This is a genomic window from Lentzea flava, from assembly GCF_014648475.1.
In the GTDB taxonomy this organism is placed as follows: Bacteria; Actinomycetota; Actinomycetes; order Mycobacteriales; family Pseudonocardiaceae; genus Lentzea; species Lentzea flava.
On sequence record NZ_BMRE01000002.1, the window covers coordinates 199,031 to 216,130 of the forward strand.

The 17,100-nt window shown below is 70.3% G+C and carries 15 protein-coding genes; 9 read left to right on the forward strand and 6 right to left on the reverse strand.

All coding sequences use genetic code 11. The features are described from left to right. Window positions 1-7: 7 nt before the first annotated feature. Both IEZ09_RS05130 and IEZ09_RS05135 read right to left on the reverse strand, forming a co-directional pair. Window positions 8-1,384 carry a glycosyltransferase family 87 protein gene (locus IEZ09_RS05130; RefSeq protein WP_229812252.1) on the reverse strand — a complete coding sequence of 459 codons (1,377 nt, stop codon included), beginning with the start codon at window positions 1,382-1,384 and terminating at the stop codon, window positions 8-10. A gap of 23 nt (window positions 1,385-1,407) precedes the next feature. Beyond that, on the reverse strand, window positions 1,408-2,178 hold the full coding sequence (locus IEZ09_RS05135; RefSeq protein ID WP_189252400.1) for a deoxyribonuclease IV: 771 nt from the start codon (window positions 2,176-2,178) through the stop codon (window positions 1,408-1,410). Window positions 2,179-2,310: 132 nt separating this feature from the next. Here IEZ09_RS05135 and IEZ09_RS05140 point away from each other — a divergent pair, with 132 nt between their 5' ends. From IEZ09_RS05140 to dnaB, 6 genes are all read left to right on the forward strand, one after another. Then, window positions 2,311-3,243 (forward strand): hypothetical protein, encoded by a 933-nt coding sequence (locus tag IEZ09_RS05140; protein ID WP_189252401.1) that lies wholly within the window; start codon window positions 2,311-2,313, stop codon window positions 3,241-3,243. A 101-nt stretch (window positions 3,244-3,344) separates the two neighbouring features. Then, window positions 3,345-3,653: a 30S ribosomal protein S6 gene (gene rpsF / locus IEZ09_RS05145; protein WP_189252402.1), complete on the forward strand. Its 309-nt coding sequence runs from the start codon at window positions 3,345-3,347 to the stop codon at window positions 3,651-3,653. 29 nt (window positions 3,654-3,682) lie between these two features. Further along, window positions 3,683-4,180, forward strand: coding sequence for a single-stranded DNA-binding protein (locus tag IEZ09_RS05150; protein WP_189252403.1), 498 nt, complete (start codon window positions 3,683-3,685; stop codon window positions 4,178-4,180). A 57-nt stretch (window positions 4,181-4,237) separates the two neighbouring features. After that, window positions 4,238-4,477: a 30S ribosomal protein S18 gene (gene rpsR, locus IEZ09_RS05155; protein ID WP_030465683.1), complete on the forward strand. Its 240-nt coding sequence runs from the start codon at window positions 4,238-4,240 to the stop codon at window positions 4,475-4,477. A gap of 18 nt (window positions 4,478-4,495) precedes the next feature. Beyond that, a complete protein-coding gene (gene rplI, locus IEZ09_RS05160; RefSeq protein WP_189252404.1) occupies window positions 4,496-4,951 on the forward strand; it encodes a 50S ribosomal protein L9 in 456 nt (151 codons plus the stop codon). Between the two features lie 712 nt (window positions 4,952-5,663). Then, on the forward strand, window positions 5,664-7,622 hold the full coding sequence (gene dnaB, locus IEZ09_RS05165) for a replicative DNA helicase (protein WP_370467646.1): 1,959 nt from the start codon (window positions 5,664-5,666) through the stop codon (window positions 7,620-7,622). Between the two features lie 53 nt (window positions 7,623-7,675). On the opposite strand, the gene IEZ09_RS05170 is transcribed toward dnaB, so the two are convergent. Next, window positions 7,676-8,143, reverse strand: coding sequence for a hypothetical protein (locus IEZ09_RS05170; RefSeq protein ID WP_189252406.1), 468 nt, complete (start codon window positions 8,141-8,143; stop codon window positions 7,676-7,678). Between the two features lie 139 nt (window positions 8,144-8,282). Here IEZ09_RS05170 and IEZ09_RS05175 point away from each other — a divergent pair, with 139 nt between their 5' ends. Beyond that, a complete protein-coding gene (locus IEZ09_RS05175; protein ID WP_189252407.1) occupies window positions 8,283-11,036 on the forward strand; it encodes an AfsR/SARP family transcriptional regulator in 2,754 nt (917 codons plus the stop codon). On the opposite strand, the gene IEZ09_RS05180 is transcribed toward IEZ09_RS05175, so the two are convergent. Continuing rightward, complete coding sequence (locus IEZ09_RS05180; protein WP_370467648.1) at window positions 11,014-11,784, reverse strand: PIG-L deacetylase family protein; 771 nt, start codon at window positions 11,782-11,784, stop codon at window positions 11,014-11,016. The two genes, IEZ09_RS05175 and IEZ09_RS05180, sit on opposite strands and share 23 nt — an antisense overlap. A 68-nt stretch (window positions 11,785-11,852) precedes the next feature. Here IEZ09_RS05180 and IEZ09_RS05185 point away from each other — a divergent pair, with 68 nt between their 5' ends. Both IEZ09_RS05185 and IEZ09_RS05190 read left to right on the forward strand, forming a co-directional pair. Next, complete coding sequence (locus IEZ09_RS05185) at window positions 11,853-12,569, forward strand: MBL fold metallo-hydrolase (RefSeq protein ID WP_229812253.1); 717 nt, start codon at window positions 11,853-11,855, stop codon at window positions 12,567-12,569. A 56-nt stretch (window positions 12,570-12,625) separates the two neighbouring features. After that, window positions 12,626-12,982 carry a nucleotidyl cyclase domain-containing protein gene (locus tag IEZ09_RS05190; RefSeq protein ID WP_189252409.1) on the forward strand — a complete coding sequence of 119 codons (357 nt, stop codon included), beginning with the start codon at window positions 12,626-12,628 and terminating at the stop codon, window positions 12,980-12,982. A gap of 83 nt (window positions 12,983-13,065) precedes the next feature. On the opposite strand, the gene IEZ09_RS05195 is transcribed toward IEZ09_RS05190, so the two are convergent. Next, a complete protein-coding gene (locus tag IEZ09_RS05195; protein WP_189252410.1) occupies window positions 13,066-16,077 on the reverse strand; it encodes a beta strand repeat-containing protein in 3,012 nt (1,003 codons plus the stop codon). 190 nt (window positions 16,078-16,267) lie between these two features. After that, window positions 16,268-17,023 carry a hypothetical protein gene (locus IEZ09_RS05200; RefSeq protein WP_189252411.1) on the reverse strand — a complete coding sequence of 252 codons (756 nt, stop codon included), beginning with the start codon at window positions 17,021-17,023 and terminating at the stop codon, window positions 16,268-16,270. Between the last annotated feature and the right edge of the window lie 77 nt (window positions 17,024-17,100).

Here is a 17,100-nt window from a genome sequence, read left to right on the forward strand (position 1 = left end):
CGGCGGCTCAGCTCTTGGCTGCTACTGCTCCGCGGATGAACTTCGTGTCGTCGTGGTCGTCCTCGGTGACGTCACGCGCCTTGAGGAACACCACGAACAGGGCTACCAGCAGCGCTGCCCGGCCCCACACGCCGATCATGACGGCCTGCGCGGAGAAGCTGTCGTAGATCCCGGCCGGCTGACCGAACTCGATCGCCCAGAACCAGCGGAAGATCCCGATGCCCATCGCCAGGTCGACGGCGAAGTACGCGAACGCCCACATCAGCGGCACGCGCAGCAGCACCAGGAACGGCACCAGCCACAGCGTGTACTGCGGTGAGTGGACCTTGTGCAGCAGCATGAAGCCGCACAGCATCGCGCCGGACACCGCGATCCACGGGTAGGTGCCTTCGCGCCGGAACCGCAGCCAGCCGTAGCCGGCCGCGATCGCGAACGAGACCAGGATCGTGATCGGCGAGATGACGCCGACCAGCGACTGCATCGCGTCGTCGCCGATGAACGGCCGCAGGCCCCAGTACCAGATCGAGTTCGTGGTGATGTCGACCCGGCGCAGCTGCTGGAACTCGAACGACGCGAGCCAGCCGTCGTAGCCGGCGAACGCGAACGGCAGGTTGACCAGCACGACGGTGATGATCGAGGCGAGCCCGACCTTGACCGCGCCGGCGATGTCGGCCTTCTTGCCCTCCGGCAGTTCCCGGCCGCGCCAGCCGCCGGTGGCGACGAAGAGCATCAGCGGCAGCACGAAGGCCGCCGGGTAGACCTTGAACGCGAACCCGAGCCCGAGCAGGACCGAGGCGACGGTCGCCCGTTCGACCAGTGGCCGGTTCCAGCGGTGCACGACGTAGACCGCGGCCGCCGAGCACAGCACGACCGGCAGGTCCCAGTTGTGGAACGCGTAGAGGATCAGCGGTGGCCCGATGGCCCACAGCAGGGCGCGCCAGCGGGCGAGCTTGCCCAGCATCCAGCCCGTGAGCAGGCCGAACGGCGCCATCAGCAGCGACGAGTAGAGCAGGTACTCCGCGTCGTTGTGCGCGAAGATCGCTCCCGCCCAGATCACCAGGCCGGTGAGCACCGGGTACTCGACGGAGCCGCCGACGAGGATGCCCCTGTCGTTGATGCCGCCGTCGACGTACGGGAAGACGTGCCGGTCGATGTCGCGCCCGATCCAGAGGTGCTGGATGTCGGAGTAGCAGACCTCTTCCTTGTTGCGCTCGTCGTAGTCGGGCTGCGTGCGGCCCCACTGGTCGAACGCCGGACCGGTGCACCGGTCCTTGTTGATGAAGCCCAGCAGCAGCGTGAGCCCGCACAGCAACACGAGCACGGCGAGGGCCGCCCTGCCGAAGCGGTGCGCGGAACGCCCGGCATCGCCACGCTCGGGCGTCACGCTCACCACCTCGTGCACCGTTTTCACCGGCCGGTGTGGTCGCGCAGGAACGCGATGTCGTCGGCCTGGCCCTCGGCGGGTGTCTCCACCACGACGGGGCATCCCGCGCTCGCGGCGACGGCCACGAGCTGATCGGCGTCGATGGTGCCAGTCTTGATGTTGTCGTGCCGGTCGCGCGAGGAACCGAACTCGTCGCGCGAGCTGTTGAGGTGCACGAGGTCGATGCGGCCGGTGATCGCTTTCACCCGATCGACGATGCCGACCAGGTCCTCGCCCGCGGCGAACGCGTGGCAGGTGTCGAGGCAGAAGCCCGCACCGAACTCGCCGACCGCGTCCCAGAGCATCTTGAGCGAGTCGAACGTGCGGGCCATCGCGTTGTCGCCGCCCGCGGTGTTCTCGATCAGGATCGGGACCGCGAAGCCGCCCTCCGCGACCTGCCGCTCGAAGAACTTGCGCCAGTTCGCGAAGCCGTCCGCCGGGTCCTCGCCCTTGGTGACGTGCCCGCCGTGCACGATCAGGCCCTTCGCGCCCACGGTGGCGGCGGCCTCGGCGTGCTGGATCACGTTCTTGCGGGACGGAATCCGGATCTTGTTGTTCAGCGACGCGATGTTGATCATGTACGGGGCGTGGACGTACACCTCGAGATCGGAGGCCAGCAGGGCCTCCGTCTGCGGGTGCGGCTTCGGCTTCTTCCAGCCCTGTGGATCGGACAGGAAGAACTGGACGACCTCGGCCCCGCGTTCGGCCGCGGCGCCGACCGGGTCGTCGTCGCGGACATGGGCCCCGATGCGCATGAACAAGGAGGGTAGACGGCGTCCATAACGCCATCGCAGGCGCCGCCGATAGGAGTAATTGCAAAAACTGGGGGTGGCTCGCGTCACCACCAGGACCTACGGTCGTTACTTGAGAGTAGGAAAGGGGTTGGCATGCGACTGCTGAGCGTCACCGCCGCGACGCTTCTCGCGCTGGCCTCCGCCACTGTGGGCGTCACTCCGGCCACAGCCGCGGAGCCCATCGTCGTGGGCAGTTGCGCCACGTCGGTGCAGGGCACTCCCGGCACCCCCGTCTCGCTCAGCCCGAACGCCGTGCTGCAACCCGTGACCGACCTGGTGCGTGCCGTGCCGTTGCTCGGACCGCCGCTCGTCGAGCCGTTCAAGCAGGCGTTCTCGCAGGTCAAGCCCATGCCGATCGGTGTGGTGCAGGCCGGGACGACGACCATCAGCGGTGCCACGATCGCGAACGCCGTGATGGCGGAGCTCGTGAAGATCCCGCTGCTCGGGCCGATCATCGGCACACTCGACAAGACCGTGCGCGCGACCCTGACCAGCGGGTGTCAGGTCGTCGTGACGGGCGTGAACCAGGCCGCCGCGCCGGTGCAGGACGGCACCAAGGCGATCGCGGACGCCTCGCAGCAGGCGGTCGGCGGTATCGGGGCCCAGAAACCGCCGGTCGGGCAGCCCCAGCCGCAGCCGGGCACCCCACCCGGTCAGCAGCCCGGTGTGAACCCCGGCACACCCGGCACGCCGCAGGGTGCGCCGAACAACCGCGACTTCTCGCTCTACTCGCTCGGCACGAACTTCGGCCGCGTGCCGTTGTTCAGCTACGGCTCGCTGCCGTTCGCGATGCCCGGCCTCTACTCGCCGTCGCCCGGCGTGCGGTACGGCTCGCAGGTTCCCCGTGCCTCCAACGGCAACGGCGTCGACGGCGACCCGGTGCAGGCCGCCGGTCGCGCGACCGCGCTGCCCAGGCTCGGCGGTCCCGGTGGCGTCGGCCTCCCGGTGCTGCTCGCGGTGCTGATGCTGGCCTGCGTGACGGGCGCGCTGGTGCGGACCTGGGTGCTCCGCCGCACCCCTGCGTAGTCGCCGGACGCGCTCTGTTAACCTTCTTCAGTTGCTGACGCGACGACCCTCCTGCCACGGAAAGCCCGTGGCCGCGAGTCCACAGGAGGTGAGTGGTCCTCATGCGTCATTACGAAGTGATGGTCATCCTCGACCCCAGCCTTGACGAGCGCACGATCGCGCCGTCTCTCGACACGTTCCTCAACGTGATCCGCACCACGGGCGGCAACGTTGAGAAGGTCGAGGTGTGGGGCAAGCGCCGGCTGAGCTTCGAGATCAACAAGAACACCGAGGGTATCTACGCGGTGCTCGACCTGACCTCGACTCCGGACGCGGTGAAGGAACTGGACCGCCAGCTCGGTCTGCAGGAGACGGTGCTCCGGACGAAGGTCCTGCGCCGCGAGCCCGCCAAGTCGGCCGCCAAGGCCTGACGAACCTCGATTAGGGGAGCTCCCAAGACATGGCTGGTGAGACGACGATCACGGTGGTCGGGAACCTGACCGCCGACCCGGAACTCCGCTTCACCCAGAGCGGTGCTGCGGTGGCCTCCTTCACGGTGGCCTCCACGCCCCGCACCTTCGACCGCCAGTCCGGCGAGTGGAAGGACGGCGAAGCGCTGTTCCTGCGGTGCAACGTGTGGCGGCAGGTCGCCGAGAACGTGGCCGAGTCGCTCACCCGCGGTTCGCGAGTGCTCGTCACCGGGCGGCTGCGCCAGCGTTCCTTCGAGACGAAGGAAGGCGAGAAGCGCACCGTCGTGGAGCTGGAGGTCGACGAGATCGGCCCCTCGCTGCGCTACGCGACCGCGAAGGTCAACAAGGTCAGCCGTGGAGACGGCGGTGGCGGCGGCTTCGGCGGCGGCCCCTCGCAGTCCCGTGGCGGTGGCGCACCGGCAGACGACCCGTGGGGTTCCGCCCCGCCGGCCGGCTCTGGTGGCTTCGCCGACGAGCCCCCCTTCTAGACCGCCGCACCGGTCATCCAGAACTTGATCACTGCGTAATTCAGGAGTTAGAGACACATGGCCAAGCCGCCTGTGCGCAAGCCCAAGAAGAAGGTCTGCGCCTTCTGCAAGGACAAGAGCGCGAACCTGATCGACTACAAGGACACGACGCTGCTGCGGAAGTTCATCTCCGACCGCGGCAAGATCCGTGCCCGCCGCGTCACCGGCAACTGCTCGCAGCACCAGCGCGACGTCGCTGTTGCCGTGAAGAACGCCCGTGAGATGGCCCTGCTGCCCTACACCTCGACCGCCCGCTAAGAGAAGGGAACATTCGCGATGAAGCTCATCCTCACCGCTGACGTTTCCGGCCTTGGCGCGCCCGGCGACATCGTCGAGGTCAAGGACGGCTACGGCCGCAACTACCTGCTCCCGCGCGGTCTCGCGATCGTCGCGACCCGCGGCGCGCAGAAGCAGATCCAGGTCATCCAGCGCGCGCAGGACACCCGCCGCGTGCGCGACCTGGACCACGCCAAGGAGCTCAAGGCCGCTCTCGAGGGCCTGGGTGGCGTGACCCTGACCGCCAAGGCGGCGCAGGGCTCCAAGAAGCTGTTCGGCTCGGTCACCTCGTCGGACGTGGCGGCTGCCGTCAAGTCCGCCGGTGGTCCGGTGCTGGACAAGCGCGCCATCGAGCTGCCGGGTCACATCAAGACCACGGGCAAGCACTCGGTGACGGTTCGCCTCCACCCCGAGGTGACCGTGGCGCTGCCGCTCGTCGTTACCTCGGCCGAGTAGCGAGCCCTACTCGCCGCTGACGCGGCTTCGCAGGGCTCGTCCTCGCGCGTCTGTTGCGGGGGCGACCCCGCAGACCCCGTTGGCGTTATCGTCAGCGAGTAAGACTCGCAAGGCGAACCGCGTGACGTGACACCCTCGGGGGCACTTCACGCTCGCTGCGATTGCTGAAGCGCCGCCTACCCGGAATGCTCCGGGTGGGTGGCGCTTTCGCTCGTTCGGACCAGCACCACCCAGTCCACTTCCTGTGGATAACCGGTGCGCCCAGGCCGGTCGCGACACGCCGAAGAGGCCGTTTTTCGCGACACACCGAGGGTGTGGCGCACAACTTTTTCCACAAGTTGTTCACAGGGCCTGAGCTGGCGTTATTTCCGTCACCCCACCGGTTGTCAACAGGTTGTCCCCAGCCTCTCCACCCCTGTGAGCAACCATCCACAGGTTGTCCCCCAGTTGTCCACAGGGCAATCCACACGCTGGTTTGCTTGCTCCGGACGGGTCCCTCTAGCGTCGCTGCACGGGCGATGGTCATCGCACAGCGTGGCCGCCCGGAATTGTCGGTGCCGCGCTGTACAACTAGGGGGCAGGCACCGGGCTCTCGACTCTTCGCAGGGGTGATGTGGCAGTGGCGCTGGTGGACGACCGGGGTATGGCGGAACCCGGATTCGAGCGTCAGCCGCCCCAGGACCTCGCAGCCGAGCAGTCGGTGCTGGGCGGCATGCTGCTGTCTAAGGACGCCATCGCGGACGTCATCGAGGCCCTCGCGCCGAACGACTTCTACCGTCCCGCGCACCAGGCGATCTACGACTGCATCCTCGACCTGTACGGCCGCGGCGAGCCCGCCGACCCGATCACCGTCTCGGCCGAGCTCGAGCGCCGCGGCGAGCTGCTGCGCGTGGGTGGCGCGCCGTACCTGCACACGTTGATCGCGACGGTGCCCACGGCGGCCAACGCGGGCTACTACGCCGAGATCGTGGCCGAGAAGGCCGTCCTGCGCCGTCTGGTCGAGGCGGGCACGCGCATCGTGCAGCTCGGCTACAACGGCGCCGAGGGCGCGGACGTCGACGAGGTGGTCGACCGCGCGCAGGCCGCCATCTACGAGGTCACCGACCGCCGCACGACCGAGGACTACGTGGCGCTGGAGGACCTGCTCCAGCCGACGATGGACGAGATCGACGCGATCGCGTCCCGCGGCGGCATCTCGCAGGGCATTCCCACGGGCTTCGCCGACCTCGACGAGCTGACGAACGGCCTGCACGGCGGCCAGATGATCATCGTCGCCGCCCGTCCTGGTGTCGGCAAGGCGCTCGCCCTCGACACCCCGCTGCCCACGCCGTCGGGCTGGACCACGATGGGGTCGGTCTCCGTCGGTGACTTCCTGATCGGCGCGGACGGCCGCCCGACGCGCGTGGTCGCCGCGACCGAGGTCATGACCGGCCGCCCGTGCTTCGAGGTCGAGTTCTCCGACGGCGCGGTGATCGTGGCCGACGCCGAGCACCAGTGGCTGACGGAGTCGTGCAGCGAGACCGGCGGGTTCTGGGCGATCCGCACGACGGCGCAGCTCTTCCAGCGCGTCGGCGTGTGCCGCGTCTTCGTGCGCATGTCGGCGGCCTGGGAGCTGCCCACCGCGTCGCTGCCGCTGTCCCCCCGCGCGCTGGGCCTGTTCCTGTCGGGCCTGGGCGACCTGGAGCTGACGGACGAAGAGCTGCGCGTGGCCAAGGACCTGGACCTGGCCGACGACCCGCACATCCCCGCCGCCTACCTGCGCGCCTCGCGCAAGCAGCGCGAGGAACTGCTGGCCGCGCTCCAGATCGACGGCCGCTTCGCCCGCCTGCGCCGCGACGTCGACGAGCTGATCGCGGGCCTCGGCAGGCACGACCAGGTCGAGATCGTGGCGGTGCGCCCGATCGCGTCCGTGCCGGTGCGGTGCGTGGAGGTCGACAACCACGACCACCTGTACCTCGCGGGCGAGACGATGATCCCGACCCACAACTCGACGCTGGGCCTCGACTTCGCCCGCTCGTGCTCGGTGAAGCACGGCCTGACCAGCGCCATCTTCAGCCTGGAGATGAGCCGCACCGAGATCGTCATGCGCATGCTCTCCGCCGAGGCCCGCATCCGCCTCGGCGACATGCGAGGCGGCAAGATGAGCGACGACGACTGGACCCGCCTGGCCCGCCGGATGAGCGAGATCAGCGAAGCCCCGCTGTTCGTCGACGACAGCCCCAACCTGACGATGATGGAGATCCGCGCCAAGGCCCGCCGCCTCAAGCAGCGCCACGACCTCAAGCTGATGGTCGTCGACTACCTCCAGCTGATGAGCTCCGGTAAGAAGTCCGAGTCCCGCCAGCAGGAGGTCTCGGAGTTCTCCCGCTCGCTGAAGCTGATCGCCAAGGAACTCCACGTCCCGGTCATCGCGATCTCCCAGCTGAACCGCGGTCCCGAACAACGAACCGACAAGCGCCCGATGCTGTCGGACCTCCGCGAGTCCGGCTCGCTGGAGCAGGACGCCGACATGGTCATCCTGATCAACCGCCCGGACGCCTGGGAACGCGACGACCCGCGCGCCGGCGAGGCCGACCTGATCATCGCCAAGCACCGTGCCGGCCCGACCGCCACCATCACCGTGGCGCACCAGCTGCACTACAGCCGCTTCACCGACCTGGCCCAGGCCTGACGGTGCGGACGACGGCTTCACCGCCGTCGTCCGTCTCGCCGATCCGGCTCAGGTCAGTAGTCGAAGGACACGACCGCCTTCGTGGAGCACACGTCTCCCCGGCTGGGGACGTCCTCGCACACCTTGATCTTCGCGCGGGCCTTGCTGCCGTTGCCGGGCAGGCGAGTGGACAGCTCCGTCGGTACGTACCTCATGCGCTGAGTGCGCGGGGTCTGCTTCACGTCGTTCATGTGCCACGCCTCGGGAAGCCCCGGCCCGAGGTAGAGGTAGAACCAGAACTCGACCTCGACGTAGACGCCCCTTCCGTTGTTCGACATGTCGACGTAGTTGATGCCGGTCGTCGCGTACACGCCGCCGTTGTTGGAGAAGTCGCCGTTGGCCTTGGCGATCGGGGCGCCCGACCTCAGGGCGGTCACCGCCCAGGTCGGGTTGGCCGCGCTGGCCGTCGGTGCGAACACGACGCCGGTGGCGAGGCCGGCCACGGTGGCGGCGAGAGCCACCGCGGAGCGGATCTTGGACATGTGCTGGTCTCCTCTCGATCGATCACCACTGGGGCGGGTGACCGAACGAGCACCACGCTGCCGGGATCCGTCCTCGCCTCGTCATCGTTGCGTCCTTCCGCAGGTCACGCGGCTAAGATCACGACTCGGGGAGGGGCCGATGGACTTCTGTGTGCTGGGGCCACTGGAGATCTGGACGGCTCGGGGTCGGCTGACGCTGCCGGGCACCCGGCACCAGCGGGTGCTGGCGACGCTGTTGCTGAGTCCGGGTGTGGTCGTGCCGATGGCGCGGCTGATCGAGTCGACGTGGGACGACGAGCCGCCTGCGACCGCCACCAAGCAGGTGCAGAACTGCGTGTCGGCGTTGCGGGACCGGCTGGGCGACACCGAGCAGCAGCTGATCGTCACCGACGGCCCCGGCTATCGGCTCGTCGTCACCGACGAGCAGCTCGACCTCCTGCGGTTCACGAAGCACGTCGCGGAGGCACGGCGGCTGGCCGGCAGGGGCGCGCTGCGCGAGGCAGTGCGCGAGATCCGGACGGCGCTGAAGTTGTGGCGCGGCCCGGCCCTCGACGGGCTCGCGAGCGGCGTGCTGGCCGGGCGCGCGGCACGGTTGGACGAGCAGCGCCTGGACGCGTTCGAGTCGTGCGTGGACTGGCAGCTCGCGCTGGGTCAGCACCGCGAGGTCATCGACGAGCTGGCCGAGATCGTGGCCGAGAACCCGCTGCGTGAACGGCCGCACGCCCAGCTCATGGTCGCTCTCGACCGCGCGGGACGGCAGGCCGACGCGCTCAAGGTGTTCGGGCAGCTGCGCGTCGGACTGGCGGAGGAGCTGGGCATCGACCCCAGCGCGGACGTCTGTGAGCTGCACGAACGCATCCTCCGCGGCGAGAACCGGCCGCAGCGCGCACAGCCGGCACCGGCCGGCGATCTGGATCGCGCCACCGAGGAACTCGCGGCAGCGATCACCCGGCAGTGGACGGTCGAGGCCGAGATGCGGTCGCTGCACCGGCCGAGGCCCGTGCCGCTGCGCTGGTCGAGCACCGAACGCGAGGTGGCGGCCGTCGCGTCGGCGGTGCTGGGCAACCGTCCCGGCGACGGCCCTGAGCGGCTGGTGCTGAGCGGCGACCTGACCGACGTGGTGGCCAAGTTCCGGCAGGTCCCGTCCCGGCAGCTGGTAGTGCTGGGCGAGCCCGGCGCCGGCAAGTCGGTGCTCGCCATCCTGCTCACCCTCGGCCTGCTCGCCGACCCTGCGCCGGGCGAGCCGGTGCCCGTGCTGCTGACGCTGGCGTCGTGGAACCCGCATCATGAGCACCTGGACGCCTGGCTGGCCCGGCGGCTGGTCGAGGAGTATCCGGGACTCGCCAACACCGCCGTCTACGGCGAGGACGCCGGGCTGCGGCTGGTGCTCGAAGGCCGGATCATCCCCGTGCTGGACGGGCTGGACGAGACGCCGCCGGGCCTGCACACGGCCGCGATCGACGCCCTGGACCAGGCCGTCGGCTCCGGCCGGCCGCTGGTGGTGACCTGTCGCGGGGCCGACTACGAGCTCGCGGTGCGGGCGGCGGGCTCGTTCCTGACCAGGGCCGCCGTGGTGGAGATCGAGCCGGTGGAGATCGAGGACGCCGTCGAGTTCCTGACCGCGCGGCGACGTCCCGGCGAGACCAGGTGGCAGCCGCTGGTCGAACGGCTGAGGCGGGAGCCGACCGGCGTGCTGGCCCAGGCCCTGCGCACGCCGTTGATGGTCGACCTGGCCCGCACCGCCTACGCCAACCCGGCCACCGACCCCGGCGAACTCTGCGACACCGCACGCTTTCCTGACCGCGCGGCGATCGAGCGGCACCTGCTCGACGCGTACCTGCCTTCGGTGTACGCGCGCCGGCCGTCCCCGCCTGCCCGGCGCGGCCGGACGCGCGACTACGACCCGGAGCACGTCGAGCGCTGGCTGTCGTTCCTCGCCCGCCAGCTCGAACGCGAACACACCCGCGACCTCGCCTGGTGGCGGCTGGACCGGGCGGTGCCGCGGTTCGCGGTCGGCCTGTACCTCGGTCTGCCGCCCGCGTTGTTGTTCGCGCTCACCGGTCTGCTGGCCGCGAACCCGGTCACCGCGGCGGTCTACGGCATCTCCTTCGGCCTCGCCGGGGTCATCACGCACAGCGTCGGCCGCCGCCCAGGCCCGCAACGCGTCGAGGCCACCTTCACCGGGATCGCCGGCCGGTTCGCGCGCCGGTTCGCGGCCGGCGCGGCGGCAGGGGCCTGCCTCGGCTTCGGCTGGTCTCTGCCGGCCGGGGTGATCGGCCTCGTCGCGGTGGTGTTCGGCCTGGCCGTCGGCGTGCACGTCTGGCTCGGCACACCGCTGGACGTCAACCGGGTGTCCAGCCCCGGCACCGTGTTGCGTCAGGACCGCGCCGCCGCCCTGTCGTTCACGCTGGCGTTCACCGTGTCACTGGGCCTGTTCTACGGCCTCGCGCTGCGCCTCACCCAGGACGAGCCGACCATCCAGATCCTGGACGGCAGATTCGACGTGGTGCTGAGCCTCGCCGGCGGTGTCGCCGCCGCGCTGCTCGGCCGGTACTTCGCGCCGAAGCCGGGCACCGTCGTGTACGGCATCGCCGGGGCGCTCATCGGCGGCCAGGTGATCACGATTACGCCCGGCGTGGAGCACACGGTGCTGGCCGGCGGCCTGTTCGGGCTGGGCGTCGGGCTCAGCGTCTGCCTGTCCAGGGCCTGGGGCGCGTTCGGCTGCACCCGGTTGTGGCTGGCCGCTCGCGGCCAGCTCCCGTTCCGGATCATGGCCTTCCTCGACGACGCGCACCGCCGCGGCGTGCTGCGGCAGGTCGGTGCGGTGTACCAGTTCCGGCACGCCCGGCTGCAGGAGCGGCTCGCTGCCGTCAGTCCTGCATCGCCTCGGTGAAGAACTCCGGCGGGGCCTGCAGGTCGTGGGCGCGGAACAGCACCGCGTGCTCGACGCCCATGGCCTTGCCGCCCATCGCGGTGAACTTCGGGATGAAGTCCGCAGGCGCGGGGTGGCCGGGCAACGCGGCCAGGTAGGCGGCGTGCGCCTCCAGCGAGGCGATGCCGCGGCGCAGCGGTTCACCCGTGACGTCGACGCCGTGGGTGGCGCCAGAGCCGGCCAGGCCGGGGACGATGTACCAGCGCGGGGAGTGCGGTTCCAGGTTCTCGTCGTCGATCTGCTCCGGGAAGACCCAGCGGTTGCCCGCGTCGCGCAGGGCGTCGAGGGTGGCGAGGCCGGCTGCCCGGTGGTCGGCCTGGTCGAAGCCGAACGGTGTTTCGACCGCGTAGTCGCCGCCGAACACCACGTCGGGCTTGAAGCGGCGGATTTCCCGGCAGATGTCGCGACGCAGGTCAAGGCCGTAGACGAGCACGCCGTCCGGGTGCTCGAGGACGGTCAGGTGTTCGACGCCCACGACGGCGCAGGCCGCCTGTTGTTCGGCCAGCCGCAGGCGGGCGGTTTCCTCCGGAGGGTTCGGCATGCCTGCCTCGCCTCGGGTGAGCAGGAGATAGCCGACCTCGATGTTGCGCGCGGTCCAGCGGGCGACGGCCGCGGACGTGCCGTACTCCATGTCGTCGGGATGCGCCACGACGCAGAGCACGCGGTGGAAGGACTCCTCGGGGAGGGCAGGCAGCGTCATGTCGGCCATCCTCGCGGTTCGACGGCTCGCCAGCCGATGGATCATGGGCTGGTGAGACCTCACCGATTGAGCAAGTCGTGCGGCTGACGGTGCTCGGGAGTTGTGGCGCCTACCCGGAACCGGGCAGGGCGTGCAGCGGGTTCGCCGTGGAGGAGTCCGGCTTCCGGGTCGTGCTGGACCTGGGCTACGGCACCCTGCCTCGGCTGTTGGAGCTGTGGCCGTCGGGGCCGGATGCCGTGGTGATCACCCACGAGCATCCTGATCACTGCGCTGACCTGCACGGTCTGTTCCGGATGCAGTACTACGGGCGGCGCGGCCGGCTGCCGTTGTACTGCCCGCCGGGAGTGCTCGACCGCTTGCAGGGCCTCGAACCCGACGTGTCCCTGCGCGAGGTGTTCGACGTCTTCGCGTTGCCCGGTACGTGGGACGTCGGGCCGTTCGAGCTGACCGGCGTCGACCTGCCGCACTTCGTCGAGAACGCCGGTGTCCGGCTGGAGTCGTCCCGCGTGCTCGCCTACACCGGTGACACCGGGCCCTCGCCTGCCCTGGCTGAACTGGGGCGGAACGCGGACCTGTTCATCGTCGAGGCGACCGACCGTCCTGGCGACACCTCCGGCCTGCTGATGACGGCGGCCGCGGCCGGTTCGTGGGCACGGCAGGCCGGTGCTCGTCGGCTGATGCTCACGCACTTCTGGCCGGGCAACGACAGGTTCGCCGCGCTGGCTGCGGCTCGGGCGGCGTTCTCCGGGGAGGTCTTCGCCGCTTCCGAGGATGACGTTCACGCGCTCGGCTGACCCCCTTGAGCGCGGCGATGCTGGTCAACGGGCCTGACCTCGGCTAGACACGGTCTGTGCTGCACGACCCGCTCACGGGCCTGCCCGGACACGCGCTGCTGCTCGACCGCCTGGAGCAGTCACTGATCCGCGCCCGCACGCGCGGCACCCTCGTCACTCTCGTGCTGATCACCGCGCCGGACTCCCTGCTGGACGCGGCGCACGCACTGCGCGCCGGTCTGCGGCCGGACTTCACCGTGGCCCGCTACCGCGACACGGTTCTCGCGGTGCTGGCCGAGCACGACTTCGGGGACGGCTCGCCGATCGCGTCGCTGATCAGGCAGCTGGTCGGGGAGAGCGCGCAGATCCACTGGGTGACGAGCGACGGGGACAGCGCGCCGGACGACGTGATCGCCACGGCCGAGAGCCGCTGAAGACGGCACTGAGCCCCGGCGACACCGTCGTGTCGCCGGGGCTCAGCTTCTTACCGGAGGAGGGTGTTACAACCTGCGGGGTGTTACAGCGAGCCGGTCACCGTCTGGAACAGGTTGGCCGGGTCGATCATCGACAGCGCCGGGCCGTTCAGCGGGAGCTGCGGCAGCGAACGCTCGTCGGCCTGCGGGGCCAGACCCTGGGTCGGGTTCAGGTTGAGACCCGACAGGGAGGCCGGGCCGTCCAGCGGCAGAGCGGGCAGCGAACGCTCGGTCGGCAGACCGGGCAGCTGCACCGGCACCGGCAGGGCCGGGGCGGTCACCGGGAGGGACGGCAGCGAACGCTCAGCGGCGGCACCGGGGAGCAGGCCCTTGGTGGCCTCCAGCACCTGGCCCAGGGGCAGGCCCTGGACGTTCGGGTTCACGTTCGCGACGCCACCGGGACCGGTCGGCAGCTCGGTGCGCTCCTGCGCGACACCGGGCAGCGCCGGGGTGGGCAGCTGGCCGGCCAGTGCGGTCAGGCCCTCCGGGCTCGGCAGGGTGTTCACCGGCAGCTGGTCGATGCCGTGGAACGCCGGGACCTCGTTGGCCTTCAGCAGGCTGTCCACGCCCTTGGGCAGCTCGATGCCCTTGAGCTTGGCGGCACGCAGGGTGCCCTCGTCCTCACCGGTGAGCTGCGTGTCGTCGCTCGTGCCCGCGGTGGTCGCCTGGCCGATGACCTCGATCGGAATGCGCCGGACGTAGGCGGCGACCTCGGCGGGGACGGTCATCTCGCGGGCGGACAGCGGACCGCTGCCCTCCGTGAACATGTTGCCGCCGGCCTGGGTGTGCGACGTCTTGTCGGTGACCGTGGAGGCCTGACCCGCAGCCGCCACCGCGTCCGCGTAGACGCCGGCGATGGCGTTGGCGGGGACGTGGATCAGGTTGCCGGAGACCGAGGCGTCCTCAGCGGTCGAGTAGCTGTCGCCACCCGCCACGATGTTGGTGTCGGTGAGCGTGTCGGAGTTGGTGATGCCCGCAGCCGAGACGGAGTTGCCGGGCACCGGCGTGAACGGCGTGGCCTGCGCGCCGATCAGGTTGCCTGCGATCGAGCCGCCGTCGCCGTTGCTGTTGACGTCGCCACCGGCGACCGAGTCGAGGTCGTTGGTGGCCGCGGCGTCGACGTTGCTGCCGCCGCCGACCGCCCAGCCCGCGACCTGCGTGCCGGACGCGACCGGAGCCGAGATCACGTTGCCGGTGATCGAGCCCTGCTCACCGGTGGTGAGCGCGTCGCCGCCCGCCTTCATGTCGGTGGCGTTGTCACCCGAGGTCGTGTTGTTGCCGACCAGGGTGACGCCGTCACCGAAGACCTGGGCCGGCGTCGAGGTCGGGGCCTGGACGATGTTGCCGGACACCGAGCTCTTCTTGCCGGTCGCCTTCGGGGCGTACCCGGCGGAGACCGTCGTGTCGTTCGCGGTGTCGGACTCGGTGTTGCCCACGAGGCCCGCGGTGACCGCGAAGACCTGAGCCGCGGCCGCGGTGGGCGCGGTCACGACGTTGCTGGAGACCGTGCCGTGGTCGTCCTGCGTGTTCGGCTGACCGCTGGAGCGAACCTCCTTGGTCTCGTCCGCCGAGCCGGTGGCGGCACCGCCGAGCGCACCGGCCACGCCGTAGACCTCAGCCGGAGCCGCGACCGGAGCCTGCACCACGTTGGCGGAGACGACCGAGTCGTTGCCGATCGTGCCCTGGTAGCCACCGGTGAGCGACTTGACGTCGTTCTCGCAGGTACCGGCGGCCTGGCCGCCGGCAGCGGCACCGTTGCCGCACACGTCCACGGCGGTGGCCGGCGGGGCGTCGACGATGTTGCCGGACAGGACCGAGTTGTCGCCCAGCGTGTAGGCGGGGCCACCGGCCTTCGACGTCGCGTCGTTCTTGTGGTCGGTCAGCGCGTTGCCGATGACCGCGGCACCGTTGCCACCCGCGGAGGTCGGCAGCGAGATCGGCGCACCGGCGATGTTGCCGGAGCCCGTGGAGCCGTTGCCGTTGGTGTTGGTCTGGCCACCCGCGATCGACTCGTTGGTCGTGTCGCTGACCGCCGTGGCGTTGCCACCGCCGGCGGCCGCGTTGTCGTCGACCGTGATCGGGCCGGCGAGGGCGGGCTCGGCGATGTTGCCGGAGAGCGTGGCGGGGTCGCCGTCGGTCCCGGTGTGGCCACCGGCGTACGCGGCACCCGTCTGCGTCGAGTCGGTGGCGGCGTTGGCCACCGCGGCGACGGCGTTGCCGTTCACCTCGAACAGCGGAGCCAGCGGGATCGGCACGGCGTTGCCGGAGAGCGAGCCGTTCTTGCCGCTGGTGGCGACGTTGCCCTTCGAGGACGCGAAGGTGTCGGCGGTCGAGGCGACCTCGGCGATGCCGAGGCCGGCGACGCCGTTGCCGGTGATCTGGACCGGCGTCGCGCCCTGCTCGGCGACGACGTTGCCGGACGCGGCACCCCTGTCACCGTTGGTGGTGATGGGGCCGCCGGTGGTCGACACCTGCGAGGCGTCGGTCGCGGTGGCGGCGTTGCCACCCGCCGCGATCGCGTTGCCCGTGATCTGAACGGGCAGCACGTGGTTGACGGCGACGACGTTGCCGGCGAGCGCCTGGCCTTCGCCGTCGGTGACGATCGTGCCGTCCCGGTGCGTTTCCTGCGTGCACTCGCCGGCCACCTCGGAGTTGCCGAGGACCGCGATCGCGTTGCCGCAGATCTCGATCGGCACGTCGACGTGCGCCTGGACCGTGTTGCCGCGGAACAGGCCCTGAGCGGCAGTGCCCTGCACGCGGCCGGCGGCCTGCCTGATCAGCGGGTGCGCGACGGGCGCTGCCGTGCGCACGGGCACCGCGCTGGTGACGCGGTCCGTGCTGATCGTGCGGTCGATCTTGGGAACGTTCAGGTTCTTGACGGGGGTGCCCAGGTTGTTCTGGTCCACCTTCAGCGGAACCGAGACGCCCGCGTCAACGGGGGACGGCTGCGCGTCCGGGTTGACGTTCTCCTGGGCAGAAGCGATGCCCGTACCGAGCATCAGCAAACCACCAGTGACAAACGCGGACTGGATACCGCGCTTTGCCCAGGTCTGCATTGGATCTCCTTCCAAATGTCCCGTCTTCACGACGGGGGCTTTGAGGGTGGGGCCGGACGCGCTTGGGGAAGGGCGCGTCATCACCGGGGGAGTCGCACGCGGTGATCGACCGGAAGGAGCGCGAGAAAAAAGCGCGACGGTCGATTTCCGGACAGCCGGGGAGGTGGCTGCCGCGGACCGCGCGCTGAAATCAGTCGGGGTTGATACCGGGCTGCTTGCCCGGCGTCACGGTCACCTCGTCGGTGGACGGCGCGAGAGCGCGCGTCACCGCGGTGCCGTGACCGTTGCCGGACGCAGCCAGAGCAGCGATCGTGCTGCCCTTCACCGAACCAGAACCGTCGGAGCACGAAGAGCACTGCACCGGCGCGGGGGCCGGGACGGGCAGCTTCGGGAACGGGTTGCCTGGCAGGGACGGGTGCTGCTCTGAGGGCACGACGAGGTCGTGGTGCTCCAACAGATCCGTCCACGAACCACCGGACGTGCCGGTGACCTGCGAGACCACCGGAGCCGGCTGTGCGGCCTCGGTGGCGGCCGGGGTCTCCTGGAAGATCACGTCCATGGACCGCTCGGTAGCGGCGGTCTGGGACTGACCGATCCTGTTGACCTGCGGCAGGATCCGCTCGGCGATCTGCTCGACCGCCTGCTGGACGTGCACGTCGGGCAGAGCGGCGCGAGCCTTCTGCTGCTCGGCGCGCAACGCTTCGTCGAGCTCGTGCACCGCGGTGGCAGCGGGGACGACGACCGGCAGCTTCTCGTCCACAGAGACGATCTTGGTGACGACGTCGAACTGCTCCGCGGAGTCCGTGGCCGCGCTGGCAGCGGACGTGGTGAGCGCCCAGGCGACGGCAGTACCCGCGATCGCGCCACCGACAGCGAGCAGCGCGCGGGTGGCGAACCGGCGGATGCCGTTCGCTCCCGTCTTCGCTCGCAGGTCGGCGGAGAACAACGCAGGAAACCTCGCTACTCGGTGGCACTCAAGGGATTCGCCGACGATCAAGGTGATCAAGTCGACGTCGGCGACTT

Bases quoted from the DNA above. Each gene is read 5' to 3' on its own strand.
- IEZ09_RS05195 (WP_189252410.1), bottom strand. From the start codon at position 16,077: ATGCAGACCTGGGCAAAGCGCGGTATCCAGTCCGCGTTTGTCACTGGT.
- rpsR (WP_030465683.1), top strand. From the start codon at position 4,238: ATGGCCAAGCCGCCTGTGCGCAAGCCCAAGAAGAAGGTCTGCGCCTTC.
- rplI (WP_189252404.1), top strand. From the start codon at position 4,496: ATGAAGCTCATCCTCACCGCTGACGTTTCCGGCCTTGGCGCGCCCGGC.
- IEZ09_RS05135 (WP_189252400.1), bottom strand. From the start codon at position 2,178: ATGCGCATCGGGGCCCATGTCCGCGACGACGACCCGGTCGGCGCCGCG.
- rpsF (WP_189252402.1), top strand. From the start codon at position 3,345: ATGCGTCATTACGAAGTGATGGTCATCCTCGACCCCAGCCTTGACGAG.
- dnaB (WP_370467646.1), top strand. From the start codon at position 5,664: ATGCTGCTGTCTAAGGACGCCATCGCGGACGTCATCGAGGCCCTCGCG.
- IEZ09_RS05175 (WP_189252407.1), top strand. From the start codon at position 8,283: ATGGACTTCTGTGTGCTGGGGCCACTGGAGATCTGGACGGCTCGGGGT.
- IEZ09_RS05150 (WP_189252403.1), top strand. From the start codon at position 3,683: ATGGCTGGTGAGACGACGATCACGGTGGTCGGGAACCTGACCGCCGAC.
- IEZ09_RS05170 (WP_189252406.1), bottom strand. From the start codon at position 8,143: ATGTCCAAGATCCGCTCCGCGGTGGCTCTCGCCGCCACCGTGGCCGGC.
- IEZ09_RS05140 (WP_189252401.1), top strand. From the start codon at position 2,311: ATGCGACTGCTGAGCGTCACCGCCGCGACGCTTCTCGCGCTGGCCTCC.
- IEZ09_RS05180 (WP_370467648.1), bottom strand. From the start codon at position 11,784: ATGGCCGACATGACGCTGCCTGCCCTCCCCGAGGAGTCCTTCCACCGC.